This is a genomic window from Rossellomorea aquimaris, assembly GCF_020172085.1.
Classification (GTDB): domain Bacteria; phylum Bacillota; class Bacilli; order Bacillales; family Bacillaceae_B; genus Rossellomorea; species Rossellomorea aquimaris_E.
Genome location: NZ_JAIVAT010000005.1, coordinates 101,443 through 120,508 on the forward strand (window position 1 = coordinate 101,443; position 19,066 = coordinate 120,508).

Sequence of the window (19,066 nt, forward strand, 5' to 3'; positions counted from 1 at the left end):
ACTGTTATGTAAGGAGTATGATAATGGCGAACTGGGTTCCCTTTGTTTTCCTTAGTCTTTTCAGCATTTTCGTTTTATCTTTTATGGTGGTTAAGAACCGTTATTTGTCAGCTCAAATCATTTTATTTTGGCTATTTATTTCCGGGTTGGCATACGTATTCGAATACATCATTTTTGTCCTATTCAACAGCTATACGTATCATCCCCATATATTATCGAATAATTACAATGATAGTGTTTTAGGGTCCATTAGCTCTCAAGCATTTTCTGTTCCAGTTGCCATCACATATATTGTTTTGTACAGGCTGACTATAAGCCGTATTCTTATCATCATCAGCGTATTTTTCCTAATTGAAACCTGGTTCATCCACACAGACCTATACGAACATCATTGGTGGGAATCCTATTACACATCCTTTTTCCTCATCATTTCTGTCCTACTGGCCAAGTCGTGGTGGAGGTTTCTAGGGGATCGTTCAAATCATTATATCCAATTTATCACCTTATTCTTTGCACTCTCCACCATCACTCTATCTTTCGCCTGGGTTCTTTCTTCCCTTTTGAACCTGTATATCATTCCATTGAACCATTTTTCTAACCCTGTCAGGGATTTAATCGCAGGCAATGCCATTTATATCTGGTTCACCACTTACTTTTACAGCCTCCTGATTTACTTTAGAAATGGTGATTGGAAATTTGCTTTATGGAGCGTCCTTTTTCTTTTTACCGTTGAATTTTTCATGGTACAGGATGGTGTGCTGATCATGGAAAGCCCCTTGCTGCTATTTACTCTCCCACTTTTCCATTTTTCCATGATTTTTGCGGGTAGTTATTGTTACAGCCAGTATTTTAATACGAAATTTGAATTCCATAAAAAAGGACTGTCCTATAAGTGAATCAACTTCCTGTTAGAGGTGAGATTGATTCAAACGGACAGTCCTTTTCTATTCAAGATCTATATCAATTCGTAATGGCGGGATTGTTTCCAGTTTCTTCTCTTTCAATCGTCCAGCCTGTGAACCCGTATAGAATGGTAATGACTGGTGAGATAAGGCAGAATACCGCAAACGGTAAATATTCCATGGTTGAAACGCCCAATACATCTGTCAGGAAAATACCGCAAACGCTCCATGGGACAAGTGGGTTTACGACTGTACCTGCATCTTCCAATGTGCGGGAAAGTGTCTTTGGATGAATTCCCAACTTCTTATATTGAGATTGAAATGCTTCGCCCGTCAATAATATGGATAAGTATTGCTCCCCGACTACAAGATTGATACCAATAGCCGATAATGCAGTTGAGAGAATAGTCCTGCGTCCCGATTGAATGACAGAGGACACTTTATTTAATAATGCAGGGATGATCCCAAGTTTAAATAGTAATCCTCCTAGACTCAGAGAAAGAATGACAAGGGAAACGGTGAACATCATGCTGTCCACTCCCCCTCTAGTCAAAAGAGAGTCGATGGATTCTACTCCTGTCCTGGACGTATATCCTGAAAATAACACTTGAAAGAGTTCATTAATCTTTAACGCCCCATGTAAAAAAGATAGTAACACAGAGACGGCTATCGTAATGGCAAGAGTAAATAATGCCGGTGCTTTATATACAATAAGTACAACAAGCAATAAGACAGGGATTAAACTGTACAAATGGATAAGATTCGTTTGCTTCAACCCTTCTTGTAATGCGTTCAGCTGTGCCAAATCGATATTGCCATTCCCTGGTGACAAGACACCGAACACAAGCAGCGTAATGAAAAAGGCGGGTACTGTGGTCCATGCCATATTTCGAATATGGGTAAAGAGGTCCACCTTGACAATGGAAGACGCAAGGTTGGTCGTATCCGACATCGGGGACATCTTATCACCGAAAAAGGCACCTGAAACAATAGCACCAGCTGTTATGGCCATGGATAATCCCATAGCCTCACCAATCCCAATCAACGCAACACCGATGGTTGCAGCCGTTGTCAATGAGCTTCCAATCACTATTCCACTTAAGGACGTAAGCAAAAAGGCGATGGCATAAAAATAATGCGGAGTGACAAATTCAAATCCATAATACATTAACGTAGGTATGGTACCACTGATCAACCAGCTGCTCACCAGGAGTCCAATGAAGAAAAATAATAGAACGGCACCTAATCCGCCCTGTGCACCTGCTATCATTCCCTGTTCGATTTCTTTGAATGGGACTTTGCGGAGAAGGCCATAAACCATTAAAAAGAATAGGGAGAGGATGATCGGGATATGTGGAACCGATCCAACCCCAATTATACTGATACTGATGATCCCGAGTACAGCCAGCAATACAGCGGCTGCTTCCGGAACAGCAGGTTTATGGACACTTTTAATGTTTAACATCGTAACACTTCCTTATCATTGTTGAGTTATGTTGTTTGAATGAAAATAGATAACAAAAAGAACCCTCCATCCCCTGATAGGGACGAAGAGTTCTCCGCGTTACCACCCTAATTGAAATAAATATATGCCATGGAAAATATCCACTGACTTACTATTTATCCCCACTTCATAAAGGTTGTCTCTTGATAAATCCTTTAAAGGATTTATAAACAATGTAATTCAGAAATAAGTCAACCTGAACTTCCACCTTGCGTCCAGTCTCTGGTTGCTGTTCAACTTTTTCCTACTGCGTTGTTTAAGACAATGAATATGTGATTGATCGTCAAGAGTATCTTTTACTCTTAAACGCTTTTAAGCTTTTATGCATTAAAGTAATTGATAGTAGTATATTATCATGTTCTGTTCATTTGTCAAGGTCTCTTTATTCAAAAAGAGGCTCGGATATTTCTGAATATATCCAATCTAAAGACGAACTATCTTTACACATTACCTTTATAGGATCACTTGTTACACCGCTGTTAATTTCCGTGCAAGACTTCGCTTTCCTCGGGCGGAACGAGTCTTCGTCTTGCACTCCAATCAACAGCTAGAGCTTGCTGCATACATAAGTGTTCTTAAGTCAAAACAATCAAAAATCCAAACGATTTCGAATTTCGAATTTCGAAAAATCGTTTGGATTTCACTTTGACTAAAACACTTTTGCCCCAGCTTCATATATTAAGCGTATTGAGACTCTGTAAATGGTGCCATCGCCTCTGAATGGGGCTTCCCTATAAAATATCCTTGTCCATAGTGGATGCCTATTTCTTTGCAAAAGAGCAGTTCTTCTTTTCTTTCAATACCTTCTGCCAGCACCAAAATATTTAAGTCACCAGCAATCTTCATTACTTTACGTAAAAATTCCTGGTTTTGTACATCACGTTCACAATGTTTGATATATGAGCGATCAATTTTTACATAATCAGGTTGCAGCAGCGTTAGCATGTCAACCGTTGCAAATCCTGAACCTACATCATCAAGGGCTACCTTCATTCCTTCCCTCTTATATACGTCTAGTACCGAACGCAAATGATCAACATCCTTTATCTTTTCTGTTTCAACAACCTCAAATACCAGATCCTTTGGATCTACACCACATTCATCCACAATCTTGAACGTGTGGCGTAAGCAGAATTCAGGATTATAAATGGTGGACGGAAGAAAATTGATAAAGCTCTTCGTACCTGGAGCCACCTGACCTTGTCTGCACTCAATCGCTGATTTCCTCGCTTTCTGGTCTAACATGGAATGAAATCCTGTACGAGTAGCCGCTTTAAATAATTCTGCTGGATTGAACTTCTTCTTGTCATTCTCTTGACGCAAGAGAGATTCATATCCAAAAAGACTATAATCCTCTAATGCGATGATTGGCTGAAGATGACTCTTAAATTCTCCCTTTTGAATGACCTTTACCATTTCTCTATATCGAATCAAATCCATGAATTCTCTTGAAGGCATGAAGATACCAGGCTGTGCTGAACAATTAATACTGCATGTCCATCCGTCTCTTATCATTATCGGTTCCATGTCTGACAGGCTATCGTACAGTTCATCCAGAGTATCATATTGATATTCATACATGCCTCCTTCAGATATTTGATATGCATCTGCCAATGGAACAGGATGAGGTTGTTCATTATGTAAGAAAAAAAAACCTTTTTCATAATATTCCATCTGTACACCGCAGTTCGAACAAGCGTACTCCATTCATTATCACACTCTCTTTCGATTGGAAGCATTTAATACCCATACCCACATAGTAAGTCTTTAAACCCATTAAACACCAATTATTATCATTAACTGTAGTAAAATGGAGGGATGCAAGCTGGTAATGAAGAGTAAATAGTAATAAAATGTTTTTCACAATAACAAAACACCCCTCCTGGGACAGGAGGGGTGCTAAAACCAGCTTACATCAGACTGTATAGTCGAATATCCGGGTTTTTATCATTAAACCATCTCATAGCGAAATCATTTTCGAATAGGAATACAAGATTTTCGTGACGATCTTTCACTAACATGCTTCGGGAGCTAGACATAGACTCCTTCACATCTTCTTCATTTTCAATCCATCGGGCGATTTTAGATCCGATTGGTTCCATTTTTACATCAACGTTATATTCGTTTTTCATACGATGTTCAAATACTTCAAATTGAAGTTGGCCAACTGCTCCAAGGATGATATCTTCCGTCCTGGTCTTATAATATTGAATGGCCCCTTCTTGAACAAGTTGAAGGATTCCTTTTTGGAAGTGCTTCTGCTTCATCACGTTCTTAGCAGTAACCCTGACAAAAAGCTCAGGGGTAAATTGAGGCAGCTTTTCATATTGAAAGCCCTGCTTACCTTGAACGAGAGTATCACCGATTTGGTACGTACCTGTGTCATAAACCCCAATGATGTCCCCACTTACTGCTTCATTTACCGTACTGCGGTCATCTGCAAGAAATTGAGTGGATTGGGCAAGCTTAATCGACTTTCCAGTACGGGAAAGATTCACTGTCATCCCTCTCTCAAACTGCCCTGAGCAAATGCGTACAAACGCTATACGGTCACGATGAGCAGGATTCATATTGGCTTGAATCTTAAAAACAAATCCGGAGAAATCCTGTGCTGTCGGTTCGATCTCCCCAGCGTCTGAATTCCTTGGTTGGGGAGAAGGTGCAAATTCCAAATACGTTTCCAGGAATGTCTGTACGCCAAAATTCGTTAATGCGCTCCCGAAAAACACAGGTGATAGTTCCCCATTGGCAATCCTTTCCCTTGAAAATTCATTGCCGGCTTCATTCAAGAGTAATACATCTTCCAGGGTTTGATGATAAAGGTTGCTTTCTTTAAGAGAATGCTCCCCTTCTATTTCTCCTTCTTCATTTAAAGGGATAAAGCGATTATCTTCTTCTACACGGAACTGTTCGATCCGATTATGGAAACGATCATAAATCCCTAAAAATTCTTTACCCATTCCAATCGGCCAGTTCATTGGATATGATTGAATGCCTAATACCTCTTCAAGCTCTTCCAATAATTCCAACGGTTCACGTCCCTGGCGGTCAAGCTTATTGATGAATGTGAAGATCGGAATGCCTCTCATACGGCAAACTTTGAAAAGCTTTAGAGTTTGAGCTTCAATCCCCTTGGCTGAATCTATGATCATTACTGCGCTGTCAACAGCCATCAACGTTCTATACGTATCTTCAGAGAAGTCCTGGTGACCCGGTGTATCCAGAATGTTCACCCGATAATCATTGTAATCGAATGCCATGACAGAAGAAGTTACAGAAATACCTCTCTGTTTCTCAATTTCCATCCAGTCAGATGTAGCAAACTTTCCTGATTTTTTTCCTTTAACCGTTCCAGCAGCGCGTATTGCTCCGCCAAATAGAAGAAGCTGTTCTGTTAAGGTTGTTTTCCCTGCATCCGGGTGGGAAATGATGGCGAAAGTCCGTCTAGATTGAACTTCCTGTATAAAGTCTATTTTCATTCATAAAATCCTTTCTCGTCATTCTCACTTTCTCATCATATTCGTTCTAAAGTAACAATGCAACAAAGAATCAGTAGGGTGCGAATGAATACTGTAGACGAACTCGGAAGGTGCATCTTCCTATGACACTATAGAGGTTTCTATTAGGGGCAAAAAGCCACTACATTTCTGTAGTCCACTGGATGATTCGTGAACTTAATGAAACAGCGGCTTCTTCAAATACACGTTCTTTTAATGAATGAACTAATTTTGATTGGATAGAATCCTCCTCATACCTAAAAGAATACGACCATTCTATGTCGGGAACAGCAATGACAAAAAACTCTTCTTTCTTATTTTCATAAATATATACTTTTTGTTCCAAGCCTTCCAAAAAATTTTTTCTGATCTTCATTTTTGTATCCCCTTTCATGAAAACGCTGTATTTGCGCATACTATTAGCGATGTTGTCCGTACAACTTTCGACAAATCTTGCAATTGTAGGTTGTCAGACGTCTGAAAGAATTGTAAAATAAAATTCCGAAAGCATCAAGTTTCAATCATACTTATCAAAGAGGTGAAAGACGTGCAATATTTATGGGGTATCATGGGTATCATTGTCGTTATGGGAATTGCTTTTGCATTTTCTAAAAACAAGAAGCGGGTTAATTTCAGAACAGTCCTTGGTGGGCTTGCTATACAGTTATTTTTCGCTTTTATCGTGTTAAAGACATCTTGGGGGCAGGAAGCTCTTAAAGGATTGACCGAAGTGGTGAATGCCATCATCAATTATTCTAATGAGGGGATCACTTTCCTTTTTGGTGGCCTTTACACAGAGGAATCGAACATTGCGTTCATTTTTGCATTTAATGTCCTTCCTGTCGTGATTTTCTTCTCAGCTTTAATTTCAGTTCTTTATTATCTTAAGATCATGCAATTTTTCATCAAGATTTTAGGTGGCGGGTTATCTAAACTGCTGGGAACAAGGAAAGCGGAATCATTGTCTGCCGCTGCCAATATTTTCGTAGGACAAACAGAAGCTCCTTTAGTCGTAAGACCTTTCTTATCCAAAATGACTGAATCAGAACTCTTCGCCGTCATGACGGGAGGATTGGCATCCGTAGCAGGTTCTGTCCTAGTAGGTTATTCTCTATTAGGTGTTCCTTTGGAATACTTACTTGCTGCAAGTTTCATGGCTGCTCCTGCAGGTCTTGTAATGGCCAAGTTATTTGTGCCTGAAACAGATGACTCTCCTGAACCTGAAGCGTTTGAAATGGAAGCGGATTCGGAATCTGCCAACGTGATTGATGCTGCGGCAAACGGTGCGAGCGTTGGTCTTCAATTGGCTCTAAATATCGGTGCCATGCTGCTTGCGTTCATCGCCCTAGTTGCTTTAATTAATGGATTACTTGGATTAGTAGGAGGAATTTTCGGATTCGATGGACTTTCACTCGAACTACTTCTTGGCTATGCCTTTGCACCACTTGCATTTGCCATCGGTGTACCATGGCATGAAGCAATTACAGCAGGAAACTTCATTGGTCAGAAGCTTGTCATAAATGAATTTGTTGCGTATTCTGCTTTCGCACCGGAAATTGGAAATCTTTCCGATAAAACAGTAGCAATCATTTCATTTGCACTATGTGGATTTGCGAATCTTTCTTCCCTGGGGATTTTACTCGGTGGACTTGGAAATCTCGCACCAAACCGCAGAGCTGATATTGCCCGTTTAGGAATTAGAGCGGTCATTGCAGGTGCACTTGCTTCATTATTAAGTGCTGCCATTGCAGGAATGTTCATATAATCCCTATGTATTAAAAAAGAAGCGATCCGTCAAAGGAACGCTTCTTTTTGTTTATGTGTAACGGATAAGTCGGGTATGAACACTTTATCATGGGCCAGACAGATTTTCCCTTTACCCGTCCCCTTTGCCTCATAGAGTCTTTGATCCGCAAGTGCAATCAATTTTTCAGGTTCAAGGGTTTCGGTTGATTGAGATTGTCCGAAGCTCATGGAAATCGGAATCGGCTCCAATCTTTTTAATTGTGCGTATAACTCATTCAGGAACCTGCGGATGGTAAGTTCATCCATGTAGGGCAAGAGAAAGACAAATTCCTCCCCACCATATCTGAAAGCCTGTCCATTATATGCCTCCGCATGCAAATCAAAGATTTCCCCAGCCTTCCGAATGATTTCGTCCCCTGTTAAATGGCCGTACTCATCATTCACTTTTTTGAAATCATCTATATCTCCAAGAAATAAGATAAAGGATTCATTATCCTCCAGCTTGCGTCTGAATCTTTCCTGGAAGGAACGATGATTAAATAATCCTGATAAATAGTCTTTATGTGCAAGATGATGATAGGCTTCTTTCTGAACATACTGAGCCCGCTCCCTCAGCATGATTAATGCTCCGAACAAACCAATGATCCAGAGAAAAAACAGGTTGGATGTCAACGTGAAATAGTGTTGAAATTCAGTCATATCCACTGTCACAAGCCCCATCACAACATAGGCGATACTAAAGACAGTTAGTGAGATCAAGGCACCTTTCGTCCTCCAGTAAATCGTAGCATGCATAACGAATAATATGGAGATGGGATAGAGCGGGCTATGTATACCTTCTGACAAAAACATCAACCAGATCAGTGCAAAAAAATCAAAAACGATTCCCGCTTTCAGAATGAACGGAAGACTTCTTTTGTCTCCCCTTACCCTTATCAGTGCTATTTGGGTCACCAACATATAAATGGCACCTGATACTAATAAATAGGGAAAAATGGCTTTGTTCGTCGTAATATTTTCTGTAAATGGTGGAATGTAAAAAATGAGTGTGGCAATGATTAAAAAAAGCCACCTCAATGTGGAAAACAATTTTTCTGTTTGATAATCATTCAAATATAATGAAAACTTCATACGCTTCATTCTTTCATCTTTTAATATATAATTTAAATTTACCAAAGATTGTGAATTTCGTCCATCCCGATATAAAAGAAGAAGACCAACATGTGTCATATTGGTCTATTCTTCTTGAAAGATTATTCAGTTACCCCATACTTCTGCTTGCTTTCTTCAGCAGCGATTTGTTTATCGCTATGAGGATATTTCGTATTTTCGATAATTTGATAATCTTCATGTCCTTTTCCTGCAAAGATGATGATATCACCTGGTTCGCTTACTTCAATGGCATGCTTAACGGCTTCAGCACGATCACCGATGAGGGCATATTGGTTGTGCTGCATCCCTTTCTCCAGATCGTTCAGGATGCTGTCGTACTCTTCATATCTCGGGTCATCCGTCGTGAGGATGACATAGTCTGCAAGCGATGCTTTTTCTGCCATGGTAGGACGTTTTGTCTTATCACGGTTTCCACCCGTACCGACCAGGAAGATGATTTTATTCTCCTTGAAAGGAAGAACGGATTGAATGGCATTCTCAATGGCATCAGGAGTATGGGCATAATCGATATACACTGAGAGCGGCGCCTTCATTTCCACTTTCTCCATTCGTCCGTTTACAGGAGGCAGTTCTCGGACAATCTCTACCAGCTTCGATATTTCCATTCCTCTAGCATATAGACATGCCATAGCAGTCAAGACATTATACACATTGAATTTTCCTAAGAGCTTCATTTCTACATCGAAGCTACCCTCTGGTGAATTCAACGTGAACCTTGTTAAATCATTGAAATATTCAATATTCACTGCCTTGAAATCTGCATGTGCTTCTAATCCGTAGCTGATGACTTCATGGGGGGTCATGTAGCTATAGCGTTCGTACCATTCATCATCTGCATTCAATACGACATACTTTGGATTCTGAAGATCCTGACCTAATTGGGAAAATAACAGGCCTTTAGCATAACCGTAATGCTCCATCGTTCCATGATAATCCAAATGGTCATGACTCAGATTTGTAAAGGCGACAACATCAAAGTCGATTCCCCACAATCTGCCAAGAGCTAAACCATGCGAGGATACCTCAAGGGTGAAGTTATCTATTCCCCTATCTAACGCACTTTGCATCATCTCTTGGTTTGTTAGATTATCGCATGTCGTGTTTTCACTTGGAAGCATCTCCCCATCGAGGTTAAAGCCGATGGTACCTGATAATGCAGAGCGCTGATCGGCACTCTTCAGCATAGAATGGATCAGATTACTGACTGTAGTCTTACCATTGGTTCCGGTAACACCGAACACCGTGAGCTTCTGTGAAGGATAGTTGTAAAATTTATTCGATAATTGGGCCAACGCCTTAAATGTGTCTTTTACTACGACTAGTGCTGCTTTACTTAAATCGATATCCAGCTGTTTTTCTGCCACAATCACTGTGGCACCTTTTTCAACCGCCATGGCAGCGAAGTCATGGCCATCCACCGTGTACCCTCTGGTGCATACAAATAGGGTGTCATCAGTCACTTTCCTTGAGTCGACGTGAATAGCGCTTATTTCTGAAGGAAGTTCACCGTAAACCGTTTTTAATTTCATGCTTTCTAACAGATTATATGTAATCATTCTTATACCTCATTTTAATTAATTGTGTCTTTATTTTATCCTATCATCTCAGGTTTGATAAGAGAAATACCTCCTAAACTATGAACTAAATTTTCTCACACAAATGTCACCTACCCATACTCCGTATAATTGAAACCAAAAAAGCCCCCCAACACCCGTATGACGGAAGTTGGAAGACCGCTTCATTATTCAATCACCATTTTTGATTGCACATAATGCCAAAGTAATGTTTCAGTATGAAGAATCGACGACTCATGTGTACGTTCATAAGCATGAGAAGCATCGATACCTGCTCCAATTAAACCATGGACGATGTCAAATCCTGCACGGATTGCCGCTGAGGCATCGGAACCGTAATAAGGATAAATATCCACCTTATAGTCAATGCCATGTTCTTCTGCCAGTGAAATGAGGTGCTTGCGAAGTCCGTAGTGGTAAGGTCCACTTGAATCTTTCGCACAAATGGAGACGGTATACTCATCCGTAGATTGCCCATCACCGATTGCCCCCATATCGACTGCCAAATACTCAACCGTTTCCTCTGGAATATTCGAATTCCCCCCATAACCGATTTCTTCATTGTTCGATATCAAGAAATGGGTCGTGTATGGAAGCGTTATGCCCTCTGATTGAATGTGACGTATTAATTGCATGAGCATGCCGACGCTCGCTTTGTCATCTAGATGTCGGGACTTAATAAATCCGCTCTCCGTGATTTCAGCACGGGGATCGAAAGATACAAAATCACCCACTTCAATGCCCAGTTCCCTCACTTCTCCGGCATTTTGGACTTTCTCATCAATCCGGACCTCTATATTTGTTTCATCACGCTTCGCTTCACCTGCATTTTTGTATACATGAACGGATGTTTGATGCATGAGGATGGTTCCACTGTAAGTTTTGCCTGAAGATGTTTCAATCTGGCAGTACTCCCCTTCAACTGCATTCCACCTGAATCCTCCAATCATGGATAACCGTAACCGACCATCGTTCTTAATTTCCTTGACCATGGCACCAAGTGCATCTACATGTGCCGTCAGCATTCGATGCCTTTCTGTGTCTTCCCCCGGTAAGGTGATGATGAGGGCACCTTTTCGATTCCTTTTCATCTCCACATTTGAATCAGAAAGATACTCTTCAACATAGTTCATAATTTTATTGGTATTGCCTGAAGGGCTTGGGATCTCCACAAGCTCCTTTATCAATTGTATGGTTTTCTTAGTATCTGGATATGTATTCATTTGACTCCCTCCCTTCTTTTATTATACCTTCATTCACCAGATGACTACAAATACTGTTTACCGAATATTCCATCGAATGAACTCTGTTTCCTGCCCTCTTTCCCTTACAAATTTTTTTCTCTTATTTTTATTGAACGGATGAACGAACCCACAATGATCACAGCTGTACATAACGATATTCCCTCCCACTTTTCGCCCGGAGATTTGCATCCAATTTGATTCATCGTATCCATCTCTTATGAATAATTCATTTTCTGTTAACGATGCATGACCACAATACAAACATCCTTTAAACAAATTTTCCACCGCCCCTTTTTGTACATGCCTATGAAAAGATCGGGGATACTATGAAAGGATTTGTAAAAAATGTTTACTCTTCGCATCGTAAGCACCGAATTCTAACATTGAAAACAGGAGTGATATCGTGAACTCATCTACATTAGATTCTTTACCTCAAGGGAAGAAACACCCTAAAGGCTTATACCTGCTATTCTTTACTGAGCTATGGGAACGATATAGTTACTACGGGATGAGGGCATTACTAGTCCTTTACTTAACCACTGCATTTGTGAGCGGAGGACTTGGAGTCGACCCAGCCAAGGCTTTATCCATCTATGGAATTTATACAGGAACAGTATACTTCACTCCTATTTTCGGGGGATGGCTGACAGATCGCTATATCGGGTTGAGAAAGGCGATCACCATCGGTGGGATCACCATGGCATGTGGAGACTTTACGATTTTCCTTACCCATAGCCAGATTGGCTTGTATGCAGGGTTGGCATTACTCGTTCTCGGCAATGGCTTTTTCAAACCTAACATTTCCACTCTTGTTGGCGAACTCTACCCAAGGAACGATAAACGCAAAGATGCTGCCTTTACCATTTTCTATATGGGAATCAACCTTGGTGCCCTGTTCGCACCGCTTATCGCAGGTTTTCTTGCAGAAGATTTGTTCCTTACAACCATGTCGGACGGAACGATGCATTATGGATTCAAATGGGCATTCCTAGCATCCTCTATAGGAATGATTACAGGTCAGATCATCTTCAGCACATTGAACAATAAGTATCTAGGTGAAGTTGGCCTTAAGCCGAATAAACTATTGGCGGAAGAAGCAAATGAAGACAGGGATATCCCTTTGACGAAAAAGGAAAAGCAGCGTACCACCGCCATTCTAATTCTTGCATGCTTTGTTGTATTTTTCTGGGCAGGGTTTGAACAGGCTGGAAGTTCTTTTACCCTCTATACGAAGAACTTTATCGACCGTGATGTATTCGGCTACACGATACCGGTCGCCTGGTTCCAATCTGTCAATCCATTATTCATTGTCATTCTTGCACCGATTTTATCTAGTGTCTGGCTTCGCCTTTCCCGTTCAAAAAGGGGGGATTTAAACATGACAACCAAAATGGGAATCGGTATGATCTTGCTTGGCCTTGGATTCATGGTTCTCATTCCCGCTGTCATGCAAACAGGTTCAGACGAACAACATATCACAGTCAAAGCGAACCTGTTGTTTATCGTCTTTACGTACTTGCTTCATACACTTGGTGAACTATTCCTTTCACCTGTTGGATTGTCCCTCGTGAGTAAAGTGGCCCCTGTTAAGATTGCATCACTGCTCATGGGCGTATGGATGGCTGCCATAGGAGTGGCCAGTTTGCTTGCCGGGCAGTTGGCTTCCCTTACTGCCACTCTTGGATATTTAGAGATTTTCTCCGTCATCGGAGCTGCAGCGATCATCCTTGGCTTTGTCCTCCTTTCGATATCGAAGAAACTTGTAGTCATGATGAAGGAAGAACGTCATACATGAATAATAATCGCTTGGCCTTATGCCAAGCGATTTTTATTTCAGCGTATTCTCCGCAACACTTCCGTTAAGCAGGCCACCGATCAATAAGATGGTCGATGAAATATAAAACCAGACGACCAATGTGATGACACTCCCCAATTGTCCATAAAACTGGGAATAATCATTTAATTTAACGTATGTTCCATAAATCCAGGAAACCCCCTGCCACCCGAAAGTAGCAACCAGGGCACCCGGAATGACATGAAGAAAAGAAATTCGTTTACTTGGGACGACCATGTAAAGGAAAACAAACAGAAGGAACATAAAGACTGAACTCAGTCCCCATTTACCAATCACCCACGCCTGACTCCAGTCCCCATTAATCTTCCCTTCTGTAAATCGTGCATGTCGGATATATTCTTCTACTATCGGGACGATAAGGGAGAATGAGATCAGGACCATAAATCCGACAGTCAATAAGAGGTCATAAAATAAGGCAATAATAAACGGCTTCTTCCTCTCGATTCGATAAGCCTGATTCAATGATCGCACCATTGATTGAACAGCCATTGACGAAAGCCAAAAGGTAAAGAATATCGATATGGACAAGACGTCCCCTCTTTGGTCATAAAGAATCCGCTCAATATTGCTTTGAATGATGGCGTATGATTTATCAGGTGCAAAAGGTTTGATTAGGAGAAGCACATTGGTTTCTGATATAGGTAAAAAACTGATCAACGAAAACACAGAAATCAAAAATGGAAAAATCGATAATAATAAGTAATATGCCAATTGTGCCGAATGATCAAAGAAACGCTCTTTGAAAAATCGGATGGTCACTTTCTTCGAATGGTGTAATAAATTCATCATCTTCGTCTCCTAAATTAGAAGGGTTACTCTTATCTTCCCCTTTCCTTCAGGATCCAATCCAGTTTAAACCAGTTTGCATCATTCTTTCTCCTTTTATCCTCTCCTTCCAATATAAAGAAGGTGGGAAGATATTCCGTGTAAAAACGGATTTTTTGCTTCCTTAATCAATAATTCCTCCACCTTGGCCCATTCATCCGGCCCCCTCTCTTTCCAGTAAATCCAGTGGTCTTCCGGAAAGAGTGAAGCCACGTTTGAGCTGATCAACTCTATTTGTTCAAAACCATTGGATTCCATGAAAGGCTTGATTTCATCTATGTCAAAATAGTAAGCTCCTGTAAATCTCCCTTCATCATCATGATTGAATCTTCCACTCTCTGAAAAGGTGTGTATGTTTTCCATTGTATGATTCGGCTTCCACCTATCCGGAGCTAAAAGGGAATTCAGGATATGCCTTGTTCTTGACATAAATGCGACAAAGACGATCCCCCCTTCCCTGGTTACACGATGAAGTTCTTTTACCGCTTTGACTCTATCTTCCTCTTCCTGCAAATGATAAAGCGGGCCAAGCATGAGGGATGCATCAAACTCCCCATCCACGCAAGGAGAAAGATTACGGGCATCACTTACATGGAACCCGCTAAAGCGATCCAGCAGCCCCCTTTCCTCTGCTTGACTGAAAGCAAGATTCACGAGTCTTGGAATCAAATCCGTTAAGGTAACATCATAGCCCCTATCAGCTAATTGAATGGCATACTTCCCTGGACCTGCCCCGTTATCCAGTATTCTTCCCGAAGGAGGAAGGTATTTGGTCATATAGTGCCAATTGCCCTTAAACTCCAAAGGTTCTCTTTCAAGACGCCCCCATTCATCAAATTGATTATAGTAGTCTGCTATGCCCGGCATGATTCATCCCCCTGTCCATTCATTCTCCAATATTCCGTAAAGCAGTGAATCTCTCCATCCCTCATTCAGCTTCATGTGATGACGGATCCTGCCTTCCAGTGTCATACCAATCTTGATTAACACCTTTTGGGAGGAAATGTTCTGAGGATGACAGGTAGCCGATATTCTATGAAGTTTCAACTCCGAAAATCCCTTATTTACCAAAGCCTTCCCTACAAGTGTCCCTATACCTTTCCCCCAGTAATCAGGATGTAGGATATAGCCGACTTCTCCGGCACGATTGGTAAAGCTATTGATTATGATTTCTCCTGCCCCGATTACTTTGTCGACTCTTTCATCGACCAATGCGTGTACATATCTGCTTTTTGGAATCACTTTGGCAGCGTTTAATGCGTCTTCAACATATGCTATCGTGTCGTTCACATGATTCGGCCCCCAACTTTGAAACTCTGAAACAGATTCTAAAGAAGCATAATCATGAACATCCTTCCAATCTTCTTTCCGTAAATTCCGAAAATAGATATGGGTAGAGAGATATTTCCGTTCCACATCTGTCACCTCGCGTTTAATATAAATTGTTCTAATATTAACATAATTTTCTAAATGCGGAGCAACTATTTTAAAAAAATGTAAGTTTTCTCGGGTAGAATATGAAGAAGGATATTCATGTTGCGTTCAAGAAATATATCTAGAGGGATCATTCAATTGCATCTCTGATTTCAGCAGACGAAACGAAGGGGAGAATGTAAAGTGGTTAACAAGAAAGACTCAATGGGGAATGAAGATGTATATACGGACTTTATTAACAGGATGACCTACGGAGAATACCTGGGGCTGGATACGTTATTGGATAGTCAAAAACGGCTATCCGGTCACCACGATGAAATGTTGTTCATTATCATTCATCAAGTCAGTGAGCTTTGGATGAAATTGATTCTGCATGAAATCCGTGCCAGCATTTCATCCATTCAAAAGGGTGAGCTGTCACCTGCATTTAAAATGCTTTCACGTGTTTCAAAGATACAATCCCAGATCATTCATGCATGGGATGTGTTATCCACACTCACACCATCGGAATATGTTCAATTCAGGGAAAGCCTCGGACAAGCCTCCGGATTTCAATCATATCAGTACAGAATGATTGAATTTGCCCTGGGGTACAAAACAAAGCATGTGCTCGAAATATACAAAAAAGATCCAGAGTTATTGGCTCAGCTTCAAGAGGCCTATGAAGCACCTTCCCTTTACGATGTATCCATTATGGCTTTGGCAGATGCCGGGTTACCCATTCATGAGGACGTAAAGAAGAGGGATTATAAAAAACCTTACAGTGAAGATCAATCCGTACTCGAAGCCTGGACTACCGTCTATAAAAACCCCGATCAATTCTGGGACTTATATGAACTCGCAGAAAAATTAATCGATCTTGAAGATTGGCTTCAGCAATGGCGGTTCCGCCACATGAAAACAGTGGAGAGGATCATCGGTCATAAAATGGGTACCGGGGGCTCTAGCGGTGTCGGATACTTAAAAAAAGTGCTTGACCACCGATTTTTCCCTGAACTGTGGAATGTACGCACAAGTCTATAATTCAGCTGCCACCGATAACCTTTTTTGACACTGAAGACTGAATGAAAGATTCACATATTTCGATACCCATTGCTATTCAGCATTCATCAGGGTTGCCTTTTACAAGGTTACCTGATATTATGTAATAGAATTATTTTTGTTCGGAATGGAAGGATGGACAAAGTTTTTAAAGCTTTTCGCCTTGAAGTTACATGAGCAAGAATAGTAATACAATTGTGTGGAGAACACACGAGGAGGTAACATTATGTTAGAAGGTACAGTTAAATGGTTTAACGCAGAAAAAGGTTTCGGATTCATCGAGCGCGAAGGTGGAGACGACGTGTTCGTACACTTCTCAGCTATTCAAGGCGAAGGATTCAAAACTTTAGAAGAAGGTCAAAAAGTTTCTTTTGAAATCGTTCAAGGAAACCGTGGCGACCAAGCTGCTAACGTTACAAAAGCATAATCATGCTTACCGGAAAGACTCTACTCTGTAGAGTCTTTTTTCTTTGCCATCATGAAAAAATGTGTATACAATGATTTTATTATGCTTTCTAGGAGGCTCTATGGTATGGTAAGACATTCTTTTCACATCTCCACTGATTGGCCGGGACTCAGGAATGATTCAGGTACGCTAAGCTCGGAGAATTTCCATACGAAAATATCCATTCCCCCAGAGATGGATGGACCCGGAATCGGCACAAATCCTGATGAAATGCTTCTTGGAGCTGCCGCTACATGTTACATCATAACCCTTGCCGCTATGCTCCAGAGGAGCCACATAGAGAAAACGGGCTTATCCATGACGTCGGAAGGAATAGTCGAAGTTGATAAAGGGGTCATCACATACAAGGAAATCATTCACCGTCCCATTCTTACATTGGGTCCCGCTACAGTTGAAAAAGACATATCACTCGCAAAGAAATTATTGGTGAAAGCAGAAAAATCATGCATGATCACCCGTGCCATCAAAGGGAATGTGTCAGTTAAAGTAGATCCAGAAATACATATGTAACCTCATAACAAAAGAGCATCCAGTCGGATGCTCTTTTGTTATGATTCCGCATGAACCAGCTTTACCAGCATGTGAGAAAGCATATGCTGCTCTTCCTTATTTCCCGCTTTCCATAGTTCGTATAATAACTTTTCTTCCCTGTTCTTAGGTTCTTCATGAGCTGCCAGGTAATCTCCTACCTTCTGGGCTGCCTTTGCTTGCTGCTCTTCACTCATCCCAAGTTTGTCCGCTAACGAAACCTTGTTACCTAAGTATTCTTTGAAGTGATCAAAGTTTGAAAGAATATCCTCTTTCTTGTCTTGGGACATGTTTCCTAATGTATTTTCCACCTTTGAATCCATCTTTTCTTCTGTAGAATGATTTGCCATATCAACAAACTCTCCTCTCAATCAATCTACTATGTATATTCCCATGGCTGGAAGAGTTAAACATATCATTTCATTTATTTGGAAATGACTTGTCAACTCTCTTTGTATTGTTTATACCGGCCATTAGTTGTGTAAACAATAAAGGTGAAATCAAATGATAGGAGGAGAATGATGTTGAAAAACAATAAAGTAGCAATCATTACAGGGGCAAGCAGCGGGATAGGTCAGGCAACTGCGAAGGAATTGGCCTCGAAAAATATAACGGTGATGCTTGCAGCACGGCGTGAAGATCGATTAAAAGTGTTGAAGGAGGAGATAGAACAAATGGGCGGCACCGCCTATTATCAAGTAACGGACGTGACAAATGTTGAAGAGATGGAAAGATTAGCACAACATACAATTGAAAAAGCAGATCGAATCGATGTTTTGGTCAACAACGCGGGATTAATGCCCCTTTCTTTCATCAATAAACGAAAAATTAAGGAATGGGATCAGATGGTTGATGTCAATATTAAAGGAGTACTTTATGGAATTTCAGCTGTCCTTCCTTATATGGAAAAGCAGCGGTCAGGGCACATCATTAACATTTCATCTGTGGCAGGTCATAAAGTGATGCCTGGCAGTTCAGTCTATAGCGGTACAAAATATGCCGTCCGTGCCATTACAGAAGGTTTAAGACAGGAAATGAACGCTTCTCATAACATACGGACAACCATCATCTGTCCCGGTGCAGTAGCAACGGAACTGACAGAAACCATAACAGACGAAGACATTTTAAAAGCTTTCAATGACCGGGAGATGAAGCCTCTTGATAGTGATAATATCGCTAAAGCGATTTCCTATGCAGTCGAACAGCCTGATCATGTAGATGTCAATGAAATCATCGTGCGCCCTACACAACAAGACATGTAAGTAATGAGGAGGAAG

18 protein-coding genes are annotated in these 19,066 nt (G+C 40.9%); 7 read left to right on the top strand and 11 right to left on the bottom strand.

All coding sequences use genetic code 11. The features are described 5' to 3' along the window. Positions 1-23: 23 nt before the first annotated feature. Complete coding sequence (locus LCL96_RS10740) at positions 24-896, top strand: hypothetical protein (protein ID WP_224941476.1); 873 nt, start codon at positions 24-26, stop codon at positions 894-896. Positions 897-960: 64 nt separating this feature from the next. On the opposite strand, the gene nhaC is transcribed toward LCL96_RS10740, so the two are convergent. The 4 genes from nhaC to LCL96_RS10760 form a co-directional block, all read right to left on the bottom strand. Continuing rightward, complete coding sequence (gene nhaC / locus LCL96_RS10745; protein ID WP_224941477.1) at positions 961-2,367, bottom strand: Na+/H+ antiporter NhaC; 1,407 nt, start codon at positions 2,365-2,367, stop codon at positions 961-963. A gap of 717 nt (positions 2,368-3,084) precedes the next feature. Then, positions 3,085-3,987 carry an EAL domain-containing protein gene (locus tag LCL96_RS10750; protein WP_224941478.1) on the bottom strand — a complete coding sequence of 301 codons (903 nt, stop codon included), beginning with the start codon at positions 3,985-3,987 and terminating at the stop codon, positions 3,085-3,087. A 329-nt stretch (positions 3,988-4,316) separates the two neighbouring features. Next, positions 4,317-5,885 (bottom strand): peptide chain release factor 3, encoded by a 1,569-nt coding sequence (locus LCL96_RS10755; RefSeq protein ID WP_224941479.1) that lies wholly within the window; start codon positions 5,883-5,885, stop codon positions 4,317-4,319. A gap of 160 nt (positions 5,886-6,045) precedes the next feature. Then, positions 6,046-6,279 carry a YueH family protein gene (locus tag LCL96_RS10760; RefSeq protein WP_224941480.1) on the bottom strand — a complete coding sequence of 78 codons (234 nt, stop codon included), beginning with the start codon at positions 6,277-6,279 and terminating at the stop codon, positions 6,046-6,048. A 171-nt stretch (positions 6,280-6,450) separates the two neighbouring features. Between LCL96_RS10760 and LCL96_RS10765 the strand changes: the two genes are divergently transcribed. Beyond that, entirely contained in the window at positions 6,451-7,668 is a 1,218-nt protein-coding gene (locus tag LCL96_RS10765) for a NupC/NupG family nucleoside CNT transporter (RefSeq protein ID WP_224941481.1), read from the top strand. Positions 7,669-7,697: 29 nt separating this feature from the next. On the opposite strand, the gene LCL96_RS10770 is transcribed toward LCL96_RS10765, so the two are convergent. The 3 genes from LCL96_RS10770 to LCL96_RS10780 form a co-directional block, all read right to left on the bottom strand. Next, positions 7,698-8,780 (bottom strand): GGDEF domain-containing protein, encoded by a 1,083-nt coding sequence (locus LCL96_RS10770; RefSeq protein ID WP_224941482.1) that lies wholly within the window; start codon positions 8,778-8,780, stop codon positions 7,698-7,700. Positions 8,781-8,902: 122 nt separating this feature from the next. Then, entirely contained in the window at positions 8,903-10,378 is a 1,476-nt protein-coding gene (locus tag LCL96_RS10775; protein WP_224941483.1) for a UDP-N-acetylmuramoyl-L-alanyl-D-glutamate--2,6-diaminopimelate ligase, read from the bottom strand. Positions 10,379-10,563: 185 nt separating this feature from the next. Next, a complete protein-coding gene (locus LCL96_RS10780; RefSeq protein WP_224941484.1) occupies positions 10,564-11,619 on the bottom strand; it encodes a M42 family metallopeptidase in 1,056 nt (351 codons plus the stop codon). 421 nt (positions 11,620-12,040) lie between these two features. On the opposite strand from LCL96_RS10780, the gene LCL96_RS10785 reads away from it, so the two are divergent. Beyond that, positions 12,041-13,435 carry a peptide MFS transporter gene (locus LCL96_RS10785; protein ID WP_224941693.1) on the top strand — a complete coding sequence of 465 codons (1,395 nt, stop codon included), beginning with the start codon at positions 12,041-12,043 and terminating at the stop codon, positions 13,433-13,435. Positions 13,436-13,468: 33 nt separating this feature from the next. On the opposite strand, the gene LCL96_RS10790 is transcribed toward LCL96_RS10785, so the two are convergent. From LCL96_RS10790 to LCL96_RS10800, 3 genes are all read right to left on the bottom strand, one after another. Then, entirely contained in the window at positions 13,469-14,284 is an 816-nt protein-coding gene (locus LCL96_RS10790) for a YihY/virulence factor BrkB family protein (RefSeq protein WP_224941485.1), read from the bottom strand. Between the two features lie 93 nt (positions 14,285-14,377). Continuing rightward, a complete protein-coding gene (locus LCL96_RS10795) occupies positions 14,378-15,187 on the bottom strand; it encodes a class I SAM-dependent methyltransferase (RefSeq protein WP_224941486.1) in 810 nt (269 codons plus the stop codon). Positions 15,188-15,190: 3 nt separating this feature from the next. Beyond that, positions 15,191-15,736 (bottom strand): GNAT family N-acetyltransferase, encoded by a 546-nt coding sequence (locus LCL96_RS10800; protein WP_224941487.1) that lies wholly within the window; start codon positions 15,734-15,736, stop codon positions 15,191-15,193. Between the two features lie 222 nt (positions 15,737-15,958). Here LCL96_RS10800 and kynA point away from each other — a divergent pair, with 222 nt between their 5' ends. From kynA to LCL96_RS10815, 3 genes are all read left to right on the top strand, one after another. Continuing rightward, complete coding sequence (kynA, locus tag LCL96_RS10805; RefSeq protein ID WP_224941694.1) at positions 15,959-16,777, top strand: tryptophan 2,3-dioxygenase; 819 nt, start codon at positions 15,959-15,961, stop codon at positions 16,775-16,777. Positions 16,778-17,021: 244 nt separating this feature from the next. Then, the gene (locus tag LCL96_RS10810; RefSeq protein WP_034763568.1) at positions 17,022-17,222 is read left to right on the top strand and encodes a cold-shock protein; all 201 of its coding nucleotides are present in this window, start codon (positions 17,022-17,024) and stop codon (positions 17,220-17,222) included. A 105-nt stretch (positions 17,223-17,327) separates the two neighbouring features. Continuing rightward, complete coding sequence (locus LCL96_RS10815) at positions 17,328-17,771, top strand: SACOL1771 family peroxiredoxin (RefSeq protein ID WP_224941488.1); 444 nt, start codon at positions 17,328-17,330, stop codon at positions 17,769-17,771. Positions 17,772-17,809: 38 nt separating this feature from the next. Here the strand turns inward: LCL96_RS10815 and LCL96_RS10820 are convergent, their stop codons facing one another. Beyond that, positions 17,810-18,139: a DUF3243 domain-containing protein gene (locus LCL96_RS10820; RefSeq protein ID WP_224941489.1), complete on the bottom strand. Its 330-nt coding sequence runs from the start codon at positions 18,137-18,139 to the stop codon at positions 17,810-17,812. A gap of 168 nt (positions 18,140-18,307) precedes the next feature. Here LCL96_RS10820 and LCL96_RS10825 point away from each other — a divergent pair, with 168 nt between their 5' ends. Continuing rightward, positions 18,308-19,051, top strand: coding sequence for an SDR family oxidoreductase (locus LCL96_RS10825; RefSeq protein WP_224941490.1), 744 nt, complete (start codon positions 18,308-18,310; stop codon positions 19,049-19,051). Positions 19,052-19,066 lie beyond the last annotated feature (15 nt).

Coding starts and splice junctions, on each gene's coding strand:
- LCL96_RS10780 (WP_224941484.1), bottom strand. CDS start 11,619: ATGAATACATATCCAGATACTAAGAAAACCATACAATTGATAAAGGAG.
- LCL96_RS10815 (WP_224941488.1), top strand. CDS start 17,328: ATGGTAAGACATTCTTTTCACATCTCCACTGATTGGCCGGGACTCAGG.
- LCL96_RS10755 (WP_224941479.1), bottom strand. CDS start 5,885: ATGAAAATAGACTTTATACAGGAAGTTCAATCTAGACGGACTTTCGCC.
- LCL96_RS10825 (WP_224941490.1), top strand. CDS start 18,308: ATGATGTTGAAAAACAATAAAGTAGCAATCATTACAGGGGCAAGCAGC.
- LCL96_RS10820 (WP_224941489.1), bottom strand. CDS start 18,139: ATGGCAAATCATTCTACAGAAGAAAAGATGGATTCAAAGGTGGAAAAT.
- LCL96_RS10810 (WP_034763568.1), top strand. CDS start 17,022: ATGTTAGAAGGTACAGTTAAATGGTTTAACGCAGAAAAAGGTTTCGGA.
- LCL96_RS10750 (WP_224941478.1), bottom strand. CDS start 3,987: ATGTATGAATATCAATATGATACTCTGGATGAACTGTACGATAGCCTG.
- LCL96_RS10770 (WP_224941482.1), bottom strand. CDS start 8,780: ATGAAGTTTTCATTATATTTGAATGATTATCAAACAGAAAAATTGTTT.
- LCL96_RS10775 (WP_224941483.1), bottom strand. CDS start 10,378: ATGATTACATATAATCTGTTAGAAAGCATGAAATTAAAAACGGTTTAC.
- kynA (WP_224941694.1), top strand. CDS start 15,959: ATGGGGAATGAAGATGTATATACGGACTTTATTAACAGGATGACCTAC.
- LCL96_RS10760 (WP_224941480.1), bottom strand. CDS start 6,279: ATGAAGATCAGAAAAAATTTTTTGGAAGGCTTGGAACAAAAAGTATAT.
- LCL96_RS10740 (WP_224941476.1), top strand. CDS start 24: ATGGCGAACTGGGTTCCCTTTGTTTTCCTTAGTCTTTTCAGCATTTTC.
- nhaC (WP_224941477.1), bottom strand. CDS start 2,367: ATGTTAAACATTAAAAGTGTCCATAAACCTGCTGTTCCGGAAGCAGCC.
- LCL96_RS10795 (WP_224941486.1), bottom strand. CDS start 15,187: ATGCCGGGCATAGCAGACTACTATAATCAATTTGATGAATGGGGGCGT.
- LCL96_RS10790 (WP_224941485.1), bottom strand. CDS start 14,284: ATGATGAATTTATTACACCATTCGAAGAAAGTGACCATCCGATTTTTC.